The organism is Flavihumibacter sp. UBA7668 (genome assembly GCF_002483205.1).
Taxonomy (GTDB): domain Bacteria; phylum Bacteroidota; class Bacteroidia; order Chitinophagales; family Chitinophagaceae; genus Flavihumibacter.
Genome location: NZ_DLHM01000005.1, coordinates 894,492 through 914,397 on the forward strand (window position 1 = coordinate 894,492; position 19,906 = coordinate 914,397).

Below are 19,906 nucleotides of genomic sequence, written 5' to 3' on the forward strand. Positions count from 1 at the left end.
CTATTCCTAAATGACCAAAGTATTAGTAATGAAATATGGTTGCCTCGCAGCAGGAGCTTTGACCCTGCTTTTTTCATGTAAAGAAGCTGCAGATAAAATTCCCCCTCCCAAATCATACGATCCGGCCTATACCAGTCGCTTTGCCGATTCGGTTGCCAGCCTGATTAAACCCGCGGTGGACAGCGGAAGTAATTTGACAATGTCACTATGGGGAATTGATTCTCTGGTGATTTCTCCCATCGCCATTGATATTGATGATAAGGGCTCCGTGTATTATACCAAAACCAATCGTCAGGTGAATTCGGAATTTGATATCCGGGGGCATCGGGATTGGGAAATTGCCTCCATCTCCTTACAAACGGTGGAGGATAGACGAAAATTTCTGCACGAAGAATTGTCGCCGGAAAACAGTGCCAGAAACGGATGGCTGACGGATGTAAATGGAGACAGCTCCCGCGACTGGCGTGATCTTACCATTGAAAAAGAAAATGTATTTAAGCTGGATGATACCAATGGAGATGGTGTAGCGGATCAATCGCAATTAGTGGTGGATGATTTCCATGATGAGGTCACGGATGTGGCCGGTGGCGTACTCGTGGATGGAAATGATATGTATGTTACGGTGGCCCCTGACCTCTGGCGGATGCGTGATAAAAACGGGGATGGTATTCCGGATGAAAAAACATCGATCTCTACCGGATACGGCATTCATATTGGGTTCAGCGGACATGGTATGTCAGGTGTTGAAATGGGGCCGGATGGAAAAATCTACTGGCAGATTGGTGATATCGGTTTCAATGGGCAGGGGCCGGATGGCACCAAATGGGAACATCCCAATAGTGGCGTGATTGCCCGTTCCAATCCGGATGGATCAGATTTTGAAATCTTTGCACACGGACTTCGGAATACTCATGAATTCGCCTTTGATCAATACGGTAACCTGGTAAGTGAAGACAATGACGGGGATCATGCCGGCGAAAAAGAGCGGCTGGTTTATATAGTAAACGGATCCGATGCCGGCTGGCGTTCCAACTGGCAATATGGAAAATACAATGACCCGGATAATAATACCTATAAAGTGTGGATGGATGAGAAGATGTACCTGCCACGTTGGGAGGGGCAGGCAGCCTATATTACGCCCTGCATAACGAATTATGTGAGCGGTCCGGCTGGTTTTGTTTATAATCCGGGTACTGCCATGGGACCTCAATACAAGAATCATTTTTTTGTGGCAGAGTTTGTTGGGAATGCAGCAGGTTCCGGGGTGCATGGATTTACGTTGAATCCAAAAGGAGCAGGATTTGAATTGGGATCTACCAAAAAAGTAGTGGGCGGAATACTTCCAACAGGTTTGGATTTTGGTCCGGATGGTGCTTTATATATCGCGGACTGGATTGATGGATGGGGAACCGGTTTGTTTGGCAGAATCTGGAAACTGGATGATGCTGCCGCAGCGGCAACTGAACTTCGTAAACAGACCAAAGCATTGCTGAGGGCTGATTTCAGTCAGCAAAAACCGGAAGAGCTCGCTGTTCTCTTAGGACATGAAGATATGCGGGTGCGTATGAAAGCTCAGTTTGAACTGGCGAAAAGAGGAACGGCATCCCTACCGGTTTTTGAAAAAGAATTAAAACAAACGAGTCGACAACTGGCCAGGGTGCATGCTATCTGGGGAATTTGTCAGCTTGCCAGAAAAGAAGCATCGCAGGCAAAAGTCCTTGTTCCTTACCTCAAAGATGCTGATGCCGAAATCAGAAGCCAGGTGGCAAAATGGCTGGGAGATATCAAATACAAAGAAGCGGGTGATGCAATTCTGCCACTGCTGAAAGATACTTCCGGACGCGTACGTTTCTTTGCTGCAGAAGCATTGGGACGAATAGCACATCCATCTGCAGTACAACCTATCATTGATATGCTAAGAGCCAATAATGACGAAGATGTTTACCTGCGTCATGCCGGTAGTCTGGCGCTTGCCAGAATTGGAAATGCAGCACCGGTATTGGCTTTGGCAAAAGACCCTTCAAGAGCGGTACGTATTGCTGCAGTGGTGGCATTGAGAAGAATGGCGGATCCGGGTATTGCCGTTTTTCTTTCCGATGCAGATGAGTTTATAGTTACGGAAACCGCCCGCGCAATCAATGATGATCTTTCTATTCCAAAAGCATTACCAGCCCTTGGTGACCTGCTGGTTGCTACAAGGTTTACCAATGAAGCACTGATACGCCGGGCAATTAATGCCAACCTGAGGGTGGGAGCAGAAAGCTCCCTGAAAAACCTGCTTACTTATGCCGGAGCGAATGATAAGCCTGCACCAATGCGCGTGGAAGCGGTTGCTGCACTGAGTACCTGGACAAAACCTTCGGTTCTGGATCGGGTAGACGGGCGGTTGAGAGGGAAGGTAGAGCGGGATCCTGGCCAGGTGAGAACGCAGGCTGAAGCCCCCCTGATTGCGCTGCTTACGAACAAAGATGCTGGGGTTCGGCTGGCAGCAGCACAGGCCATCAGTAAGCTTGAGATCAAACCTGCAGCTCCAGCCTTGGGTGCCGTGCTAAAAAATGATAAAGATGCAAAAGTTCGACGAGCAGCCCTGTTAGCCTTGTCTGGTTTGAAAGTGGAAACCATGGGGGAAGCTATCCGGCAGGCATTATCTGATAAAGAAAAAGAAGTTCGTGTTGCAGGGATTGATCTGCTTGGGAAAACACCGCTGCCGGCTGATCTGATGACAAGGTTGCTTGCGGATGTTATTAATACCAAATCTACTGAAGAAAAACAGGCAGCCCTGCTAACGCTTGGAACCGTTCCTGTTGCAAACTCACAGGTCGTTTTTGAAGAACAGTTAAACAAACTGGAAGCAGGTAAATTATCTCCAGATATAAGGATTGAATTGGAAGAGGCGATTGACAGTTCCGGTTCACCTGTTTTGAAACAAAAATTAAACGGCATTCTGGCTAAAATTGACCAGGGTAATTCGCTGGCAAAATATTCAGCTGCACTTTATGGCGGACAGGCAGAACGGGGCCGTCGGATTTTTTATCGGAATCAGGCAGCACAATGCATCCGCTGTCATGCGATCGATGATTATGGTGGCAATGCCGGTCCGCGTTTGAATGATGTGTCCAGGCGGATTACCCGCCTGCAATTGCTGGAAGCGTTGGTGGATCCGGGTGCGCGGCTGGCACCCGGTTATGGCATGGTAACCCTGAAACTCAAAGATGGTAAAACCATATCCGGTGTGCTGGTAGAAGATAAGGAACAATATCTGTTGGTCAAATCAGGTGATGCCGCACCGGAGAAATTTGAGAAAGCGCAGATTGAAAAAAGGATTGATGCAGCATCCAGTATGCCAAATATGGGCGATGTACTTTCGAAAAAAGAAATAAGAGATGTGGTAAGTTTCCTTGCAGAATTGTAATTTGAACAATGCAAGAAGACCTGCTCATACAGATAAGCAATAAGATTAAGGAAGTTCGAAAAGCGAAAGATATTACGGTCCAGGAATTGGCCAACAGGGCAGAAGTAAGTAAGGGATTGATCTCGCAAATTGAAAATAACCGGGCAATCCCTTCCTTACCTGTACTGATGAAAGTAATTTTTGCATTGGAGATTGACCTGGCTGATTTTTTCGATGAATTGAAATCAGCAGCCGGACAAACCGGCGTGGTAATCGTACGAAAGGAAAATTATAAATCAATCGAGAAAGAGTCTGATAAAGGATTTGATTACAAACGGATTCTTACGCGTACACTTACAGGCGGTAGTACCGATATCGTATTACTCAGCCTGAAAAAAGGTGCCAGCCGGAAAAAGGTGGTACATACCGAAGCCTACGAATTCAAATATGTTATCCAGGGAAGCCTCCAATATGATATTGAGGGGCAGCAATACCGCCTTGAACAGGGGGATTCCATTTTCTTTGATGGCCGCCTGGGGCATCGACTTTCCAATCCGGGTGTTGCTGATACCCTGATGCTCGTTGTCTACTTTTTTATCAATAAATAAGCTTCTTAATAATTCCCTAACAGGAAAAAAACTTGCTAATTCAAAAGCTTTTTGTTTATTTGCTGTATATTTATACTAAACAAAAAGTTTTATACTACTAAACAAGCCGAAATGAATACAACGCCATTTACATTGAATGGACGCCAGTACAATCCACCTGCAAAACCTATCGTGGTCATTTGCATGGATGGTTCTGCAGATGAATACCTGGATACAACCATGGCACATGGCCGTATGCCCAATATGCAGAAAATGACGAGGTCAGGATATCGTGGCATGGTACGCGGGGCATTGCCTTCTTTTACCAATGTAAATAACTCCTCCATTGTAACAGGCGTTTCTCCGGCTGTTCACGGTATTTGTGGTAACTATTTATATGATCCGCAATTAAAGCAGGAAGTGATGATGAATTCAGCTTCCTATCTGCGTTCTTCCACTATTCTGGCGGCAGCTGCGAATGCAGGAAGAAAGGTGGCAGTGGTAACAGCAAAAGAAAAATTACGCGATATATTATCTTATGAAATGAAGGGGATCGCAATTTCTGCAGAGAAAGCCAATCAGGCTAAAATGGAAACGCATGGCATTGAAGGAGTGGAAGCAATTGTGGGGGTGCCTACTCCGGCTATTTACAGTGCAGATGCCAGTTTATTTGTACTGAAAGCAGGTGTGGAATTTATTAAACAGGGACTGGCAGATTTTCTGTATCTGTCGTTCACAGATTATATGCAACATACTTATGCACAGGAAGCACCGGAATCGCTTGATTTTTATGAAGCGCAGGATCGGCTGATTGGTGAGTTGATGGACTTGGGCGCAGTGGTTGGAGCAACAGCCGATCATGGGATGAATGCGAAAGTGAAAGCTGACGGAACACCGAATGTGCTTTTTGTAGAGGAGATCCTGGAGCAGCAATTTGGTGATCTTGGTTTCCGGGTGATTTGTCCCATTACCGATCCATATGTAAAACACCATGGTGCATTAGGTTCCTATGTGGTGGTACATCTGGATGCGCTGGACAGAGTGGAAGAAGTTAAAACATGGCTGATGCAACAGCCCGGTATAACCGAAGTGTACGATCGTGCAATGGCCGCTCATTTACTGGAGCAGCCGGCAGACCGCATTGGGGATCTGGTGGTATTGTCGGCCCGTGATGTGGTATTGGGTAGAAAAGCTTCCTATCACGATCTGGCAGCGTTGGATGGTACCTTACGTTCACATGGTGGACGGTACGAAGAGATGGTGCCGATGGTGCTCTCTCATCCCTTAACACCAGCTTACCGTTTGAAGGCAGGTGGAGATCCGCGCAATTTTGACATTTTCGATTTCACCATTAATGGTACCATAGTTTAAACAAATTGTATGAGTGCAAATACAACTCCGGTTGCTGATTGGTTTTGTTATATAGATGGAGAAAAAATCAGCTCCGATACATTTCATGAAGTTAAATCGCCCTATGATAACAGGGTAGTTGGAAGGGTGTCTTTAGCGAATGCAGACGATGCGGAAAGAGCGGTGGCCGTGGCGTTGAAAGGCGGAAAAAAAATGACCCGTTTCGAGCGCTATACGATCATTGATAAAACAAGATTGCTGTTGATGGAGCGGAAAGAAAAATTTGCGCAACTGATCAGTGCTGAAGCAGGCTTATGTATTCGCGATGCGCGTTATGAAACCGGACGTGCGCACGATGTATTGATGTTTGCAGCGATGGAAACATTAAAAGACGATGGGCAGATTTTTAGTTGTGATATTTCTCCCAATGGAAAGGCGCGGAAGATCTTTACACAGCGCGAACCACTGACACTGGCACTCTGCATTACACCATTCAATCATCCGCTGAACCAGGTGGTGCATAAAATAATACCGGCAATTGCAATGGGAACACCGGTTATTTTAAAACCATCGGAAAAAACACCCTTAACAGCTATTGCGCTGGTAGAGCTTTTATACGAAGCAGGATTACCAACTTATATGCTGAGTGTGTTACTGGGGCCAACCAAAGAAATTGCAGAGCCCCTGGTGAAACATCCACAGGTGGAATTGGTTTCCTTTACCGGAAGTGTAGCGGTGGGAAAACATATTGCAGCAACGGCCGGATATAAAAAAGTGATTCTTGAATTAGGTGGAAATGATCCCCTGATTGTTTTGGAAGATGCCGATATGAACCTGGCAGTAACACTGGCAGCAGAAGGTTCCTTCAAAAACAGCGGACAGCGATGCACGGCTGTAAAGCGCATATTGGTACAGGATTGTATCTATGATGCTTTTGTAGAAAAACTGGTGGTTAAGGCGGCAGAATATAAATCCGGTGATCCGGCTGATGAATCAACTATTGTAGGTACTGTAATTGACGAAGCATCTGCTATTTACCTGGAAGCAGTTACCAAAGAAGCGGTGGCGTTAGGTGCTAAAGTAGCGTTCGGTGGAAAAAGAACCGGCGCATTGCTGGAACCAACGGTGATTTCAAATGTTCCAAATCATGCCCGGATGGTGGTGCAGGAATCCTTTGGTCCTTTGGCTCCTGTAATTAAATTCAGCACCATTGAGGAAGCTATTGCCATCAGTAATTCCACTGCCTTCGGTTTATCGTCCGGAGTTGTTACGAATAATATGGCCCATGCCATTCGATTTGTGAAGGAACTGCGGATGGGTACCGTCAATATTAATGAAGTGCCCGGATACCGGATTGAATCTTCGCCCTTTGGTGGTGTGAAGGATTCGGGCCTGGGTATCAAGGAAGGCGTAATTGAGGCAATGAAATGTTTCAGTTATGTGAAAACCTATTCATTGCCCTGGTAAACTATACGCATGAATGCCTTAACCCGAAAACTGGAAAGTTCCCGCTTTCTGTTTATTGCCTGGTCGATGGTGGCTGCGTTTGGCGCCTATTTTTGCGTCTATGCTTTCCGGAAACCATTTAATGCAGGTACTTATGCCGGCATGGAATGGCTGGGGATGAATTATAAGGCAGTACTCATTATTGCACAGGTTTTGGGATATATGTTGTCCAAGTTTATGGGAATAAAAGTGATTTCCGAACTGGCTGCTTCCCGTCGCATAGTCCTGATTGTTAGTTTAATCCTGATTGCAGAAATCAGTCTGTTGGGCTTTGGGTTGGTGTCATCCCCTTATAATATCATCTTCCTGTTTTTCAATGGATTGCCGCTGGGTATGGTATGGGGAATTGTGTTCAGTTGTCTGGAAGGACGAAGATTTACGGAAACTTTGGGTATGGGGCTCAGTATCAGTCTCATTGTTTCCTCTGGAATACTTAAAACCATTTATCTGTTTATTGTTCGAATAGTTCCCGGAATATCGGAATTCTGGATGCCTGCTTTTATTGGTGCTTTGTTTCTTCCGCTGTTTTTATTTTTTGTGTGGATGTTATCGCGGATACCACCTCCCTCTGAAACCGACAAACTACTTAGGGTGGAACGATTGCCGATGAGCAATGCGGATAAGAAACAGGTAATGAAGAACCTTGGATGGGGCATTGGCAGCATGGTGGTACTCTATTCTTTGCTGGCTACCCTGCGCGATTTCCGGGATAATTTTTCAGTTGAAATATGGGATGAGATTCAGCCAAGCAGGGATATTGCCGTCTTTAGTCAGACTGAACTTGTTACAGGTGTTGTTGTGATTGTTTTGGTAGGATCTTTGTCTTTTTTTCGGAACAATATCAAAGGGTTTTGGCTAACCCTTCAATTAATGGGTTTTGGCATTTTGTTGAGTGGCGGTGCATCCTTGCTTTTTCAGAATAAATTAATAGAACCTTATTGGTGGATGCTATTGCTGGGGATGGGTTTGTTTCTCGCCTATATTCCCATACAGGTGGCAGTTTTTGAGCGCATCATTGCCTTGTTTAAGCTGAAAGCCAATGCCGGATTTTTTATCTATATCTGTGATTCTATCGGTTATTTGGGAAGTGTTGGTTTATTACTCTATAAGCAGTTTTTCATGCGTGATCTGCAATGGAGCAGGGTGCTGCTGAACTTCAGTTATTTCACCACCATTCTTTGCTTCGTTTTACTATTTGTGATTTCATTTTTCTTTAACCGGAAACTCGGGATACAAAGTCCCATTGCTAAAAAAATACAAGACTTTTCTATCTATTAAATACCATAACAATGAAGGATAAATTATTGTTTACACCCGGACCATTGTCCACTTCACCCACTGTAAAAGAAGCGATGCAACGTGACCTGGGTTCACGTGATGATGAATTTATTACTGTTGTAAAAGAGATTCGTTCTGAATTACTTCGTCTTGGATTTGTTTCGGAAGAATTGGGATATGAATGTGTTTTGATGCAGGGTTCCGGAACCTTTGGGGTGGAAGCTGTAATCAGTTCAGTGGTGGGTAAAAAAGATACCCTGCTTGTTTTGGTGAATGGTGCTTACGGTGAGCGGATTGTGAAGATGGCGAAAGTACATGGACTCAATTATCTTGTACATAGTTTTCCGGAGAATGAAATTGTACATCCGGATGTGGTTGCTGCTTTGCTGAAAGAACATCCAGCGGTTACGCATGTTGCCTGCATTCACAGTGAAACCACCACCGGATTGTTTAATCCCATTGATAAAATAGGTGCCATCTGTAAAGAGAATGGAAAAGTATTTATTGTTGATGCGATGAGCAGTTTTGGTGGTGTGGTGATGGATATGAAGGCATTGCAGATTGATTTCCTCGTTTCTTCCTCCAATAAATGTATTGAAGGGGTACCCGGATTTTCTTTTGTGTTGTGCAAAAAATCGGAACTGTTGAAAGCAGAAGGTAATGCAAGGAGCCTGAGTCTGGATCTCTATGATCAATGGAATGGACTGGGTAAAAATGGCCAATTCCGATTTACGCCGCCCACACATAGTTTACTGGCTTTTCGTCAGGCGATTCGGGAATTGGATGCGGAAGGTGGAATTGCTGCAAGAGAAGCGCGATATAAAAAGAATAAAGCCATGCTCGATAAAGGCATGCAGGAAATGGGCTTCAGGTATTACCTCGATCATTCCATACAGGGGCATATTATCAGTTCCTTCCTGTATCCGCAGGATCCCAATTTTGATTTCATGCAGTTTTACCGGGCCCTGAGTGATCGCGGATTGGTGATTTATCCGGGTAAGCTGAGTCTGATGGATGCTTTCCGGATTGGGAATATCGGGTATATTTTCCCGAAAGATATTGAAGCCCTGTTGCGAGCAATTAAAGAGGTGCTCGAAGAAATGAACATAACTGTATAAAACGAAAGGCTGCAGAAAAAACTGCAGCCTTTTTTTTGTCGGTCAGAACCTAAACGAAAAACAACTATGGAGCATTGGTCAAACTAATAGTTGATACGGTTGCGGGAGGGGTTATATCATAGGGTTCGGAAGAAGAACGGGGTGCAGGGGCATTGCTGAATAATTTCAGCGGTGCTGCTTTGGCCGATTCCACATTCATGATTTTTACTTTTATGATGGGCAAAGAGCCACTGGATCCATCGGTCCTTTTAGTTACGGCTTCTATCTTTAATGCTACCAGTCCAAGATTGGCACCCTGCAGGTTTCCATTAAGCGGACCATAATTGATGCTGATATCGCCATCATAAACAACAGCCAATACCGTTTGTCCGATCAGCATTTTTAATCCGGTAGCTCTTAAGGGCGTTACATTCGGAATTTTGTCGAGCAATACTTCACGGTCGTCATTTCCTCCACCCAAACCAGGGCCTGCTTTCAGGAAATTCTGTGCCCCGCTATTGGTTGGTCCGGCTGATTTCCAACTGGCGGGAATGGATTTTATGGCATGCCATCCTTCATCACCCACTTCACCGGAGTAAAGATTGATGGATTTGCCAATATTATTTTTAAAATAGCGGAGGGTACTGCGTTGTCCTAAATTGGCGATCTGATCGTTTACATCCGTTTCGGAGAAATTATTGGGTGCATTGCCATTATCAATGCTTTCTTCATCAATCACCAGTAAAATGGCCGAAGAACTTGGTGTTGGAGTGCCTGTATTTCCACCGGTATTACCGGCATCTTCAATGGCATCTTTCAGTGGTTGCCAGTCTTCTTTCTGACAACTGGTGAATGCGGTACTCATTGCTATGGCTGCCATTAACAGCAGGCTGCTTTTTGTTTTGTATTTCATATTGCTCAATTTTTAAATGGATGTTCCGGATCCTGTACTTATATTTTGCCGCTGCGGATTGGATTGTCACCAGGAATTATCTGTATTTTCAGGATATCCCTTACCAATTAATTGCTCAGCCATGAACAGGTACTCAATCATCTCTGCCTTTGTTTTATTGTATGTTGCAGTTGTTTCCTGTAATTCTGCACCAGAAAAATACCGTCCGCAGATTCATTTTACCCCCAAGTCCGGCTGGATGAATGACCCGAATGGAATGGTGTATCACGAAGGGGTATATCATCTTTTTTTTCAACATTATCCGGATAGTACGGTATGGGGCCCCATGCATTGGGGGCATGCTACCAGTACTGATCTGGTACATTGGGAAGAGCAATCGATCAAGTTGTTTCCTGATTCGTTGGGTTGGATCTTTTCTGGAAGTGCGGTGTATGATGAACAAAACAGTTCGGGCCTTGGTAAAGATGGGAAGGGCCCCCTGGTGGCGATTTTTACACATCATTCTTCCGAAAATGAAAAAGCGCAGGGTAAAGATTTTCAATACCAGAGTCTGGCTTTTAGTAATGATGCCGGTGTTACCTGGATCAAATACGAGGGGAATCCGGTATTGCGGAAACCGGAGGGGACCGATTTTCGGGATCCCAAAGTGATGTGGTACTCTTCCCGGTCTAAATGGATTATGACGCTGGCAGTAAAAGATCATATTGAATTTTATTCATCACCTGATTTAAAAAACTGGACCTATGAATCCTCCTTTGGTGCAGAAGCCGGTGCACATGGAGGTGTTTGGGAATGTCCGGATCTGATCCCTTTTAAAAAAGAGGGAAAGGAGCATTGGGTGTTGCTTGTAAATATTAATCCGGGTGCACCCAATGGCGGTTCCGGTACCCAATATTTTGTTGGTTCATTTGATGGTCAACATTTTACTGCTTCGCATACAGATACGCGTTGGATGGATTATGGAACGGATAATTATGCCGGAATCACCTGGTCCAATACCGGTGATCGGAAATTACTGATTGGATGGATGAGTAACTGGATGTATGCGAATCTGGTGCCAACGAAAAATTGGCGCAGCGCAACAACACTGGTGCGGGAATTGGATTTGCAGCAGGTAGGGGCAGAGTTATATTTGAAATCCAATCTCCCGAAAGAATTGGGTGTTATAGCCGAAACTTCAATTGAACAGGCAGAGCGTATTTCGCTGCCCATAAAAATTGAGATGGGAACTGTGCCGGTTGGTCAAATGGAATGGAGTTTTTCGAATAAGGAAGGGGAGGTGTTGAAGCTTGGTTATGACAAAGCATCCAACCGGTATTTTATTGACCGCAGTAATGCCGGAGAAGCTGGTTTTCATACTGATTTTGCTAAGATTCAATATGCGCCGAGGATAGCAACCGCTGATTCTATGAACCTGACGGTTGTGCTGGACCATAGTTCGGTGGAATTGTTTGCAGATGATGGATTGACAGTTATGACTGCGATCGTATTTCCAACCAGCGATTATTCAATTGCGGAAAGGAAATAGGAGAGGGGGAAGTGAATGATGAATAGTGAATAGTGAATCGTGAATGGTGAATGGTGAATGGGGTTTAGCGTTTGTCGGTGGCTATTTTATAGTGTGGATCTTCCAGAACGTTTACCTCTATGATGGCGCCTGCGTTTTTCAGGAGCTGCTGGCAATCCTCACTTAGGTGCCGGAGATGCAATTCCTTGCCTGCCTGCTTATAGCGTTCCGTTAATTTATTCAGTGCTTCAATGGCGCTCATATCATTTACGCGGCTCTCTTTAAAGTCGACAATTACCATTGGCGGATCATTTGCCACATCAAATTTTTCATTGAAAGCAGCTATGGAACCAAAGAAAAGCGGACCGAAAATTTCATAATGTTTGATGCCTTCAGCATCGGTGTATTTACGGGCACGGATTCGTTTGGCACTTTCCCAGGCAAATACAAGGGCTGAAATGATTACGCCAATCAGCACGGCTAAAGCAAGATTGTGTAATAATACAGTTATGGCGGCAACCAGCATTCCAACAAAAATATCGTGGGCGGGCATTTTACCAATCATCCGGATGCTTGCCCATTCGAACGTACCAATCGCAACCATAATCATCACCCCGGTTAATGCGGCCATTGGAATTTGTTCAATCAGGGAAGAGCCGAACATGATAAAGACCAGCAGCATTACTGAGGCAACAATCCCTGACAAACGGGCACGGGCACCCGAACTGATATTGATCAGACTCTGACCAATCATAGCACATCCGCCCATACCGGAAAAAAAGCCGGTAACAATATTGGCTGCCCCCTGGGCTACGGCTTCTTTATTACTCCTGCCTCTTGTGCCGGTGATTTCATCCACCAGGTTGAGGGTTAGCAGACTTTCAATTAATCCCACGCCAGCAACTATAGCAGCATAGGGGAAGATAATTTGCAGTGTCTCGAAGTTTAGTGGCACTGCCGGAATATGAAAGGGAGGGAAGCCACCTTTGATTGAAGCTATATCGCCCACGGTACGGGTGTCAATTCCAAATCCGATCACAATACCGCTGATTACTAATATTGCAGCAAGGGAAGAGGGTACTGCTTTAGTAAGTTTTGGCAATCCCCAAATGATTAGCATGGTTAAAAGTACTAATCCCAGCATGAGATAAAGGCCATTACCTGACATCCAATGACTAACCCCATCTGTCCCTGGTTCCTGAAATTGTACCAATTGCGACATGAAAATCACAATGGCCAACCCGTTCACAAATCCAAACATAACCGGGTGGGGAACCAAACGAATGAATTTACCCAGTTGAAGTAAGCCGGCTGCCACCTGAATAATGCCCGCCAGCACTACAGTGGCGAAAATAAATTCTACTCCATGTGTTTTAGCAAGCGCTATTATCACTACTGCTATTGCCCCGGTTGCACCAGAAATCATACCCGGACGGCCACCAAATACAGATGTCACCAGGCCTATCGTGAAAGCAGCGTAAAGGCCGGTTAAAGGAGATAAGCCGGCAATCAGCGCAAATGCTACCGCTTCGGGTATCAGTGCCATGGCCACCGTTAATCCCGATAAAATTTCGTTCTTGTAATTTACTTTTTGTGAGAAGTCAAATAGGTTAAATATTCCTTTCATATGAATGGAGCAGATTTTTAATACATTAAATAAGGGCAAAACAAATTATCCACTTGCAAAAAAGTGGATGGACAAGAAGGAGGAATATTTACTAATGTGGAGTAGCCATAAAATTGATAGCAAATGATGTCATGCCCGCGAAGGTAGGGAAAAACAACTAGGGGATCAACCCGTTTTTTGACTCTATGGAAAGATTGCCTGTATCGTGGTTACAAAATAATCGATTTGGTAACATACTCAGGCGGCTTCTACCAAAATTAAATCGCTCCCCATTATGAGGCGCATCCAACTGCTCGGATTAGTAGTGCTACTGGTTTTATCTTCCAGTACGATTCCTGTGCTCTTACCAGTGCCAGATCCGGATAATGGCGGACTGGTTTTGCCGGATGGATTTGAAGCCCTGGTAGTGGTGGACAGCCTGGCTGAAAAAGCGCGGCATATCGCTGTCAATACCAACGGAGATATTTATGTAAAACTCAGGTTCCCCGACAGCATTGGCGGCAATATGGCCATTCGTGATACGGATAAAGATGGCAAGGCGGATCAGCTGGTGAAATTCGGTGATTATCAGGATCGCGGAAGTTATGGAACAGCCATGCGGGTCTACAATGGTTATATTTATTTCAGCTCTGAACTGAATGTATTTCGTCAGAAACTGGATCCGACTCAATTGGTTCCAACCGGACCGATAGAAACCATTGTGATCGATGACCATGCACATGGCCGGCATGAACATATTGCCAAACCCATCACCTTTGATAAGAAGGGAAATATTTATGTGGCTTTTGGTGCTCCCAATAATAATTGCCAGGAGAAAAACCGGGTGCCCGGTTCACCGGGAGTAAATCCCTGTCCCTGGCTGGATGACCATGGCGGCGTTTGGAAATTTGATGCCAATAAACTTAACCAGACACAGAAAGACGGGGTACGTTATGCAACCGGATTACGCAGTATTGTGGGGATGGACTGGAATAGGGCGGACGATGCTCTGTATGTGGTGCATCATGGAAGAGATGATCTGTATCGCTTATACCCGGAAATTTATACACCCTGGCAAAGTGCGATGTTGCCCTCCGAAGAATTCCTGAAAATTAAGGAAGGTGATGATGCGGGATGGCCCTATTATTATTATGATCAGCTGGCTGGAAAGCGCATACTCGCACCGGAATATGGGGGAGATGGAAAGATCGCCGACAGTTCCGGAAAATATGTGGATCCGGTTATTGGTTTTCCCGGGCATTGGGCACCCAATGATCTGTTTTTTTATACCGGTAGTCAGTTTCCGGAGCACTATAAAAACGGAGCCTTCATTGCCTTCCATGGCTCAACTAACAGGGCACCCTACCCGCAGTCGGGTTATATCATCGTTTTTGTTCCATTTAAGAATAACAAAGCTACAGGTGAATGGGAGGTGTTTGCTGATGGCTTTGCAGAAGTGGATCCCATTATAAATGTGAACAATGCCCGCTATCGGCCAATGGGTATCAGTATGGGGCCGGACGGCTCACTATACCTCAGTGATACCGAACAGGGGAAAATCTGGCGGGTGTTGTATACGGGCAAAAAGAAATTCGGTAAAAAACAACTGGCTGCGATGGAAGCCAGAAAAGAACTCGCACATATCCGTACACCTGATCTAAAAAAAGACGATCTTGAAGCAGGCATGGTATCCAACAGTGAGAAGATTTACAATCGCTATTGCAGTGGTTGTCACCAGAAGAATGGACAGGGAGACGGGAACAGGTTTCCGCCCCTGAATAATACGGATTGGGTGACAGGAGATAAAAGCCGGTTGATCCGCCTGGTATTGCTGGGAATGGACGGACCGATTGAAGTGAATGGCAAACCCTATAATTCCAATATGCCGCAACACCGTTTTTTGCAGGATGAGGAAGTGGCGCAGGTGCTCAGTTATATCCGGCAGAATTTTGGAAATAGTGCAGGTCCGATATCCACCGAAGAAGTGAGGGAGTTGAGAAAAGAAATCAGTACCCAGTCTGGAGCTAAATAACGATTAAAACCAACTACATGGGGGAAGCAACCATTCAGGATGACGAACTGCTGATCCGGCTTCGCAACAACAATGAAGAAGCACTGGCTATTCTGTACAATCGCTATTGGGAATTAATGTATCGGAAAGCGTATGCGCTCTTGAAAGATCAGCCTGCCTGTGAAGATATAATTCAGGAAATATTTGTGCGCATTTGGAACAATCGGCAGGGATTGAAAATAACGGTCTCCTTATCAGCTTATTTATCAGCTTCGGTTCGCTATGAAGTGATCCGTAAAATCAAAACTGGTAAAATTCACGCAGATGCATTTGATGCAATTGAAAAGCAATATCAGCTGGCTACCAGTCAGGAGCAAATAGAACAAAAAGAACTGATGGATCATGTCAATTTAATTGTGAACCAACTCTCTGCCAAATGTAAACAGGTCTATAAGCTGAGCAGGGAAGAGCAATTGAGTCACAAAGAGATTGCGGTACTATTGCAAATTTCCCCGAAAACCGTCGAGAATCATTTAACCAAAGCATTGCGTGAATTGCGTTATTCACTTGGCTTTACCTAATGGAACCATCCAATTTCATATCAGTACTTGATCGTTTCCTGAAAGGAGAATTGGAGGAAGCTGCTGCTATGCGGCTGATGGAAACTATGGAACGCAAAGAAGCAGAAGATACAGCTGAAGAAGAGTTTGCCAATTTAAAGGAAAGAAAAGAAATACAACTTCTCGCTTTACAAAAAAGATTGAAAGAGGATGCCGGATCAGTACCTGCTATACCGGCGATCAACTGGGTTCGGCAACTGGCCATTGGTTGTTTTATTCTATTGTTTGCTTCATCTTTTTATTTTTACCTAAAACCAGCTTCTCTGGTGCATCGTTGTACCGAAGCAAGTTTAAGGGTGCAGGAAGAGCTGCCACCTGCAATGCTGGCTGCATTTTATGTTCAGCCGAATAATAAAGAGGAAGGGGCTGCCTTCTTTGCAAGCTGTGTCAATACAACCGAAGAGGGTTACCTGCGGTTTGAATCTGTTCGGATGAATGCGCAACAATTAATGCAGCAACTGCCCTCCCCGGATAACCAACAATTTCTTGTTTTTGAAGAAGCCGATATGAAGCGCTTGCTGGCAGTGCTGACCCATACATATAAAGTGGATTTTCAGATAGCCGGGGTGTTGCCGGATCAGCAATTTTCCGGGTTTATTTCAAACGGGTTAAATATTAAAATGGTGCTGCAGTTATTGGTTTCCTCCGGCTTGTTTGAAGCCAGTATGGAGGGTAAAAAAATATGGATCAGTGCCAAAACATAAGGTTGGTTTTTAAAAAAAGCATATGAAAAGAAGGGACTTATTAAGGTATCTATCCGTTGCTCCGTTGGGTGCCGGTTTAACTGTAAGCGGAATGCCGGTTCTGGCAGAAGAAAAGGAATCAGCCTTAAAAAAAGATTATATTAAAGAACTCGGCCTTCGCTCCTTTATTAATGCAGCCGGTACCTATACTGCCATGACCGCTTCCCTTATGTATCCGGAAGTAATGGAGGCAATCAATGCTGTTTCAAAATCCTATATAATGCTGGATGAAGTGCAGGATAAGGTGGGAGAACGGATTGCCCAAATTTGCAAGGCAGAAGCGGCCACAGTAACAGCCGGTTGCTGGTCGGCCATGGTATTGGGAATGGCAGGGGTGTTAACAGGTACGGATCCAAAAAAAATTGCAGCATTGCCCCGGCTGGATGGAATGAAATCAGAAGTGATTGTACAAAAATCGCATAACAGCGGATATGTACATGCACTAACGAATACAGGTGTACGAATTATTGAAATTGAAACCAGAGAAGAACTGGAGAATGCGATAGGTGAATCAACAGCCATGCTTTGGTTTTTGAATGCACATGCAAACCTGGGGAAGCTTACGCATCAGGAATGGGTGGCAGCAGGGAAGAATCATGCGATTCCCGTCATGATTGATATAGCTGCAGACGTACCTCCGGTGGAAAATCTCTGGCGCTTTAATGAAATGGGATTTGACCTGGTTTGTATTTCAGGAGGCAAAGCACTACGCGGTCCGCAAAGTGCCGGAATATTAATGGGTCGAAAAGACCTGATCAAAGCTGCGAGGATGAGCGCACCTCCACGTGGCGGAACCATTGGAAGAGGCATGAAAGTGAACAAGGAGGAAATTGTAGGTATGCTTGCTGCGCTGGAGAAATACATCAGTATGGATCATGATAAAGAATGGACTTCCTGGATGAATCAGGTGGAACATATCAGTGCCGTGGCTAAAAAAAGAGCGGGTGTACATACGGAAATTGTAGTGCCGCCGTTGGCCAATCATACCCCAACTTTACAGATCCAATGGGAGCAGGAACAGCTCAAGTTGAAGCCGGCTGATCTTCAATTGGCCTTACGAAATGGGTCTCCCTCTATTGAAGTCCTAAGCAATGAGAAAGGAATCAGTCTGACTGTTTTTATGTTGCGTGATGGCGAATATAAAATGGTGGCCAAACGCATTCTGGAAGAATTAAATAAATCGGCATGAAATACCTGATCGTTCTATGCTGCTGGATGCTGCTGATAACTGGAACTGTGCAGGCACAATCCTTTTCAATTGTAATCAAAGGTGGGCGGGTGATTGATCCCAAAAATGGCATTGATCAAATAATGGATATTGGCATCCGGGATGGAAAAATTGCCACCATCCAAAAGCAATTGGACACTGCAGGTGCGAGGCAGGTAGTGATGGCAGCAGGTATGCTGGTGGTACCCGGATTGATCGATATCCATGGGCATCATTTTTTTGGAACCGAACCCGATCATTACCTGAGCAATGGTTTGGTTGCCGTGGCACCAGATGGGTTTACACTTCGAAACGGTGTGACCACCGCAGTGGATTGCGGTGGTGCCGGCTGGAAGAATTTTTCGGTCTTCAAGCGGAATATTATTGATCACAGTATTACGCGGGTGCTATCTTTCTTAAATATTGTTGGCGAAGGAATGCGGGGTGGAGCATGGGAGCAGGATACCACAGATATGAATGCACGTATGGCAGCAGCAGTTGCCAAACAATACCCTGAACACATTGTTGGGTTCAAGGTAGCGCATTACGAACCAGAAGAATGGATTCCGGTAGACAGAGCAGTGGAAGCAGGCAGGATGGCTAAACTCCCTGTTATCATTGATTTTGGAGGTGGTGATCATCCTCCTTTATCGATCGAAGAATTATTCTTTAAACATTTGCGCAAGGGCGATATCTATACACATGCATTTACGGAATTAAACCGTCGGGAGCCAATTGTGGATCCGGCAACCAAACAATTAAAACCCTTTGTAAAAAAAGCACAGGAAGCAGGAATCATTTTTGATGTGGGGTATGGTGGCGCGAGTTTTGCTTTTTCACAGGCGATACCGGCCACCAAAGCAGGATTTTTTCCCAATACCATCAGCACAGATTTGCATATTGGCAGTATGAACAGTGCGATGAAGGATCAGCTCCACGTGATGTCCACTTTTCTAGCTTTAAAAATGGACCTGAAAGCAGTTATCAATGCCAGTACCTGGGCTTCGGCGCAGGCCATCCAGCGAAATGATCTGGGACATTTGACAGTTGGTGCAGAGGCGGATCTTGCAATTTTGCAAGTAGCAGCAGGTGATTTTGGATTCTGGGATCGGACCGGCACGAAGATTACATCCAAACAAAAACTGGTTTGTGAAATGACCATCCGGGCCGGTAAAATTGTCTATGATCTGAATGGAATTGCACGACCAATTGTGGTATCTTACTCGAAATAAAGGGCTATGGTGGTTCGGGTTATTTTTTTTCTTACTATTCTGGGCTGTTATTTCGTTTGCGCAGTACCGGTAGTGGCACAACAAAGGGCGGATCCTCCGAAGTATACCGCCTGGCGCACCAATGAAACCATGCAGATTGACGGGAAAGCGACGGAATCGGTTTGGTCATCCCTCCCTTATACAGCCAGTTTTCGCGAAATAAAAGGCGGTGTGAATGCTCCATCGATTGATTCAAAACTGAAACTATGCTGGGATGAGCAATACCTCTATGTATTTGCCAGTCTGGTTCAAACTGATTTATGGGCTACCCTGAAAACACATGATGCAACTATTTTTATGGATCATGCGCTGGAGATTTTTATCGATCCGGATGGGGACAGGAATAATTATGCAGAGTTTCAGATCAATGCCTATGGGACGGTTTGGGAGCTGATGCTGACCAAACCTTACCGTGATGGAGGTAAGCAGGTGGGCAGTTTTGATTTGCCCGGTGTAAAAAAAGCCATCCGCCTGCATGGTACCCTCAATAAGCCCGGTGATCAGGATAAAGGATGGGAGGTTGAGCTGGCTATCCCTTTTGCAGAATTGAAACCAATCCTTCCCTCTGATAAAATAGGCGGACAGGAATGGCGCATGAATTTTTCACATGTTACCTGGGCACTCGATGTGGTGCAGGGAGCATACCGGAAAAAAACCGGGAATGATGGCCGGGCATTGCCGCCCGTCTATTTTGTTTGGGCACCACAGGGTTCAGTGAACCTTCATTTGCCCGAACACTGGGGTTATGTACGGTTTGCTGAAAAAAATAAAAACTAAACAACTAGGGGATAAGGCAGTTTGTATACTCCCTACTACCAA

Annotated in this window: 15 protein-coding genes; 13 read left to right on the plus strand and 2 right to left on the minus strand. The window is 45.0% G+C overall.

The window, feature by feature from the left end:
• The first annotated feature begins 10 nt into the window (after window positions 1-10).
• From B2746_RS15945 to B2746_RS15970, 6 genes are all read left to right on the plus strand, one after another.
• The gene (locus B2746_RS15945; protein ID WP_290795896.1) at window positions 11-3,412 is read left to right on the plus strand and encodes a HEAT repeat domain-containing protein; all 3,402 of its coding nucleotides are present in this window, start codon (window positions 11-13) and stop codon (window positions 3,410-3,412) included.
• A gap of 8 nt (window positions 3,413-3,420) precedes the next feature.
• Entirely contained in the window at window positions 3,421-3,999 is a 579-nt protein-coding gene (locus tag B2746_RS15950) for a helix-turn-helix domain-containing protein (RefSeq protein ID WP_290795898.1), read from the plus strand.
• Between the two features lie 111 nt (window positions 4,000-4,110).
• Window positions 4,111-5,349 carry a phosphonoacetate hydrolase gene (phnA, locus tag B2746_RS15955; protein WP_290795900.1) on the plus strand — a complete coding sequence of 413 codons (1,239 nt, stop codon included), beginning with the start codon at window positions 4,111-4,113 and terminating at the stop codon, window positions 5,347-5,349.
• Window positions 5,350-5,358: 9 nt separating this feature from the next.
• Complete coding sequence (phnY, locus tag B2746_RS15960; RefSeq protein ID WP_290795902.1) at window positions 5,359-6,795, plus strand: phosphonoacetaldehyde dehydrogenase; 1,437 nt, start codon at window positions 5,359-5,361, stop codon at window positions 6,793-6,795.
• Window positions 6,796-6,804: 9 nt separating this feature from the next.
• The gene (locus B2746_RS15965; protein ID WP_290795904.1) at window positions 6,805-8,112 is read left to right on the plus strand and encodes a DUF5690 family protein; all 1,308 of its coding nucleotides are present in this window, start codon (window positions 6,805-6,807) and stop codon (window positions 8,110-8,112) included.
• Window positions 8,113-8,123: 11 nt separating this feature from the next.
• Complete coding sequence (locus tag B2746_RS15970; protein ID WP_290795906.1) at window positions 8,124-9,230, plus strand: 2-aminoethylphosphonate--pyruvate transaminase; 1,107 nt, start codon at window positions 8,124-8,126, stop codon at window positions 9,228-9,230.
• A gap of 64 nt (window positions 9,231-9,294) precedes the next feature.
• Here B2746_RS15970 and B2746_RS15975 read toward each other — a convergent pair whose 3' ends face one another.
• Entirely contained in the window at window positions 9,295-10,122 is an 828-nt protein-coding gene (locus B2746_RS15975; protein WP_290795908.1) for a hypothetical protein, read from the minus strand.
• Between the two features lie 121 nt (window positions 10,123-10,243).
• Here B2746_RS15975 and B2746_RS15980 point away from each other — a divergent pair, with 121 nt between their 5' ends.
• Window positions 10,244-11,650 carry a glycoside hydrolase family 32 protein gene (locus tag B2746_RS15980; RefSeq protein ID WP_290795911.1) on the plus strand — a complete coding sequence of 469 codons (1,407 nt, stop codon included), beginning with the start codon at window positions 10,244-10,246 and terminating at the stop codon, window positions 11,648-11,650.
• Window positions 11,651-11,714: 64 nt separating this feature from the next.
• Here the strand turns inward: B2746_RS15980 and B2746_RS15985 are convergent, their stop codons facing one another.
• Window positions 11,715-13,256: a SulP family inorganic anion transporter gene (locus tag B2746_RS15985; protein ID WP_290795913.1), complete on the minus strand. Its 1,542-nt coding sequence runs from the start codon at window positions 13,254-13,256 to the stop codon at window positions 11,715-11,717.
• 274 nt (window positions 13,257-13,530) lie between these two features.
• Between B2746_RS15985 and B2746_RS15990 the strand changes: the two genes are divergently transcribed.
• From B2746_RS15990 to B2746_RS16015, 6 genes are read left to right on the plus strand one after another with little or no spacing between them, the layout of a single operon-like run.
• Complete coding sequence (locus B2746_RS15990; RefSeq protein WP_290795915.1) at window positions 13,531-15,267, plus strand: c-type cytochrome; 1,737 nt, start codon at window positions 13,531-13,533, stop codon at window positions 15,265-15,267.
• 17 nt (window positions 15,268-15,284) lie between these two features.
• Window positions 15,285-15,827 (plus strand): RNA polymerase sigma factor, encoded by a 543-nt coding sequence (locus tag B2746_RS15995; RefSeq protein WP_290795917.1) that lies wholly within the window; start codon window positions 15,285-15,287, stop codon window positions 15,825-15,827.
• The gene (locus B2746_RS16000; RefSeq protein ID WP_290795919.1) at window positions 15,827-16,570 is read left to right on the plus strand and encodes a DUF4974 domain-containing protein; all 744 of its coding nucleotides are present in this window, start codon (window positions 15,827-15,829) and stop codon (window positions 16,568-16,570) included. Before B2746_RS15995 ends, B2746_RS16000 begins: the two co-directional genes overlap by 1 nt.
• A gap of 22 nt (window positions 16,571-16,592) precedes the next feature.
• Window positions 16,593-17,798 carry a selenocysteine synthase gene (locus B2746_RS16005; protein ID WP_290795921.1) on the plus strand — a complete coding sequence of 402 codons (1,206 nt, stop codon included), beginning with the start codon at window positions 16,593-16,595 and terminating at the stop codon, window positions 17,796-17,798.
• Entirely contained in the window at window positions 17,795-19,048 is a 1,254-nt protein-coding gene (locus tag B2746_RS16010) for an amidohydrolase/deacetylase family metallohydrolase (protein ID WP_290795923.1), read from the plus strand. Before B2746_RS16005 ends, B2746_RS16010 begins: the two co-directional genes overlap by 4 nt.
• Window positions 19,049-19,054: 6 nt before the next feature.
• Window positions 19,055-19,864, plus strand: coding sequence for a carbohydrate-binding family 9-like protein (locus B2746_RS16015; protein ID WP_290795925.1), 810 nt, complete (start codon window positions 19,055-19,057; stop codon window positions 19,862-19,864).
• The last annotated feature ends 42 nt before the right edge of the window (window positions 19,865-19,906 follow it).

What these genes read in the sequence shown, in the direction of transcription:
- B2746_RS15945 (WP_290795896.1), top strand. Translation starts at nt 11, where the DNA reads ATGACCAAAGTATTAGTAATGAAATATGGTTGCCTCGCAGCAGGAGCT.
- B2746_RS15950 (WP_290795898.1), top strand. Translation starts at nt 3,421, where the DNA reads ATGCAAGAAGACCTGCTCATACAGATAAGCAATAAGATTAAGGAAGTT.
- phnA (WP_290795900.1), top strand. Translation starts at nt 4,111, where the DNA reads ATGAATACAACGCCATTTACATTGAATGGACGCCAGTACAATCCACCT.
- phnY (WP_290795902.1), top strand. Translation starts at nt 5,359, where the DNA reads ATGAGTGCAAATACAACTCCGGTTGCTGATTGGTTTTGTTATATAGAT.
- B2746_RS15965 (WP_290795904.1), top strand. Translation starts at nt 6,805, where the DNA reads ATGAATGCCTTAACCCGAAAACTGGAAAGTTCCCGCTTTCTGTTTATT.
- B2746_RS15970 (WP_290795906.1), top strand. Translation starts at nt 8,124, where the DNA reads ATGAAGGATAAATTATTGTTTACACCCGGACCATTGTCCACTTCACCC.
- B2746_RS15975 (WP_290795908.1), bottom strand. Translation starts at nt 10,122, where the DNA reads ATGAAATACAAAACAAAAAGCAGCCTGCTGTTAATGGCAGCCATAGCA.
- B2746_RS15980 (WP_290795911.1), top strand. Translation starts at nt 10,244, where the DNA reads ATGAACAGGTACTCAATCATCTCTGCCTTTGTTTTATTGTATGTTGCA.
- B2746_RS15985 (WP_290795913.1), bottom strand. Translation starts at nt 13,256, where the DNA reads ATGAAAGGAATATTTAACCTATTTGACTTCTCACAAAAAGTAAATTAC.
- B2746_RS15990 (WP_290795915.1), top strand. Translation starts at nt 13,531, where the DNA reads ATGAGGCGCATCCAACTGCTCGGATTAGTAGTGCTACTGGTTTTATCT.
- B2746_RS15995 (WP_290795917.1), top strand. Translation starts at nt 15,285, where the DNA reads ATGGGGGAAGCAACCATTCAGGATGACGAACTGCTGATCCGGCTTCGC.
- B2746_RS16000 (WP_290795919.1), top strand. Translation starts at nt 15,827, where the DNA reads ATGGAACCATCCAATTTCATATCAGTACTTGATCGTTTCCTGAAAGGA.
- B2746_RS16005 (WP_290795921.1), top strand. Translation starts at nt 16,593, where the DNA reads ATGAAAAGAAGGGACTTATTAAGGTATCTATCCGTTGCTCCGTTGGGT.
- B2746_RS16010 (WP_290795923.1), top strand. Translation starts at nt 17,795, where the DNA reads ATGAAATACCTGATCGTTCTATGCTGCTGGATGCTGCTGATAACTGGA.
- B2746_RS16015 (WP_290795925.1), top strand. Translation starts at nt 19,055, where the DNA reads ATGGTGGTTCGGGTTATTTTTTTTCTTACTATTCTGGGCTGTTATTTC.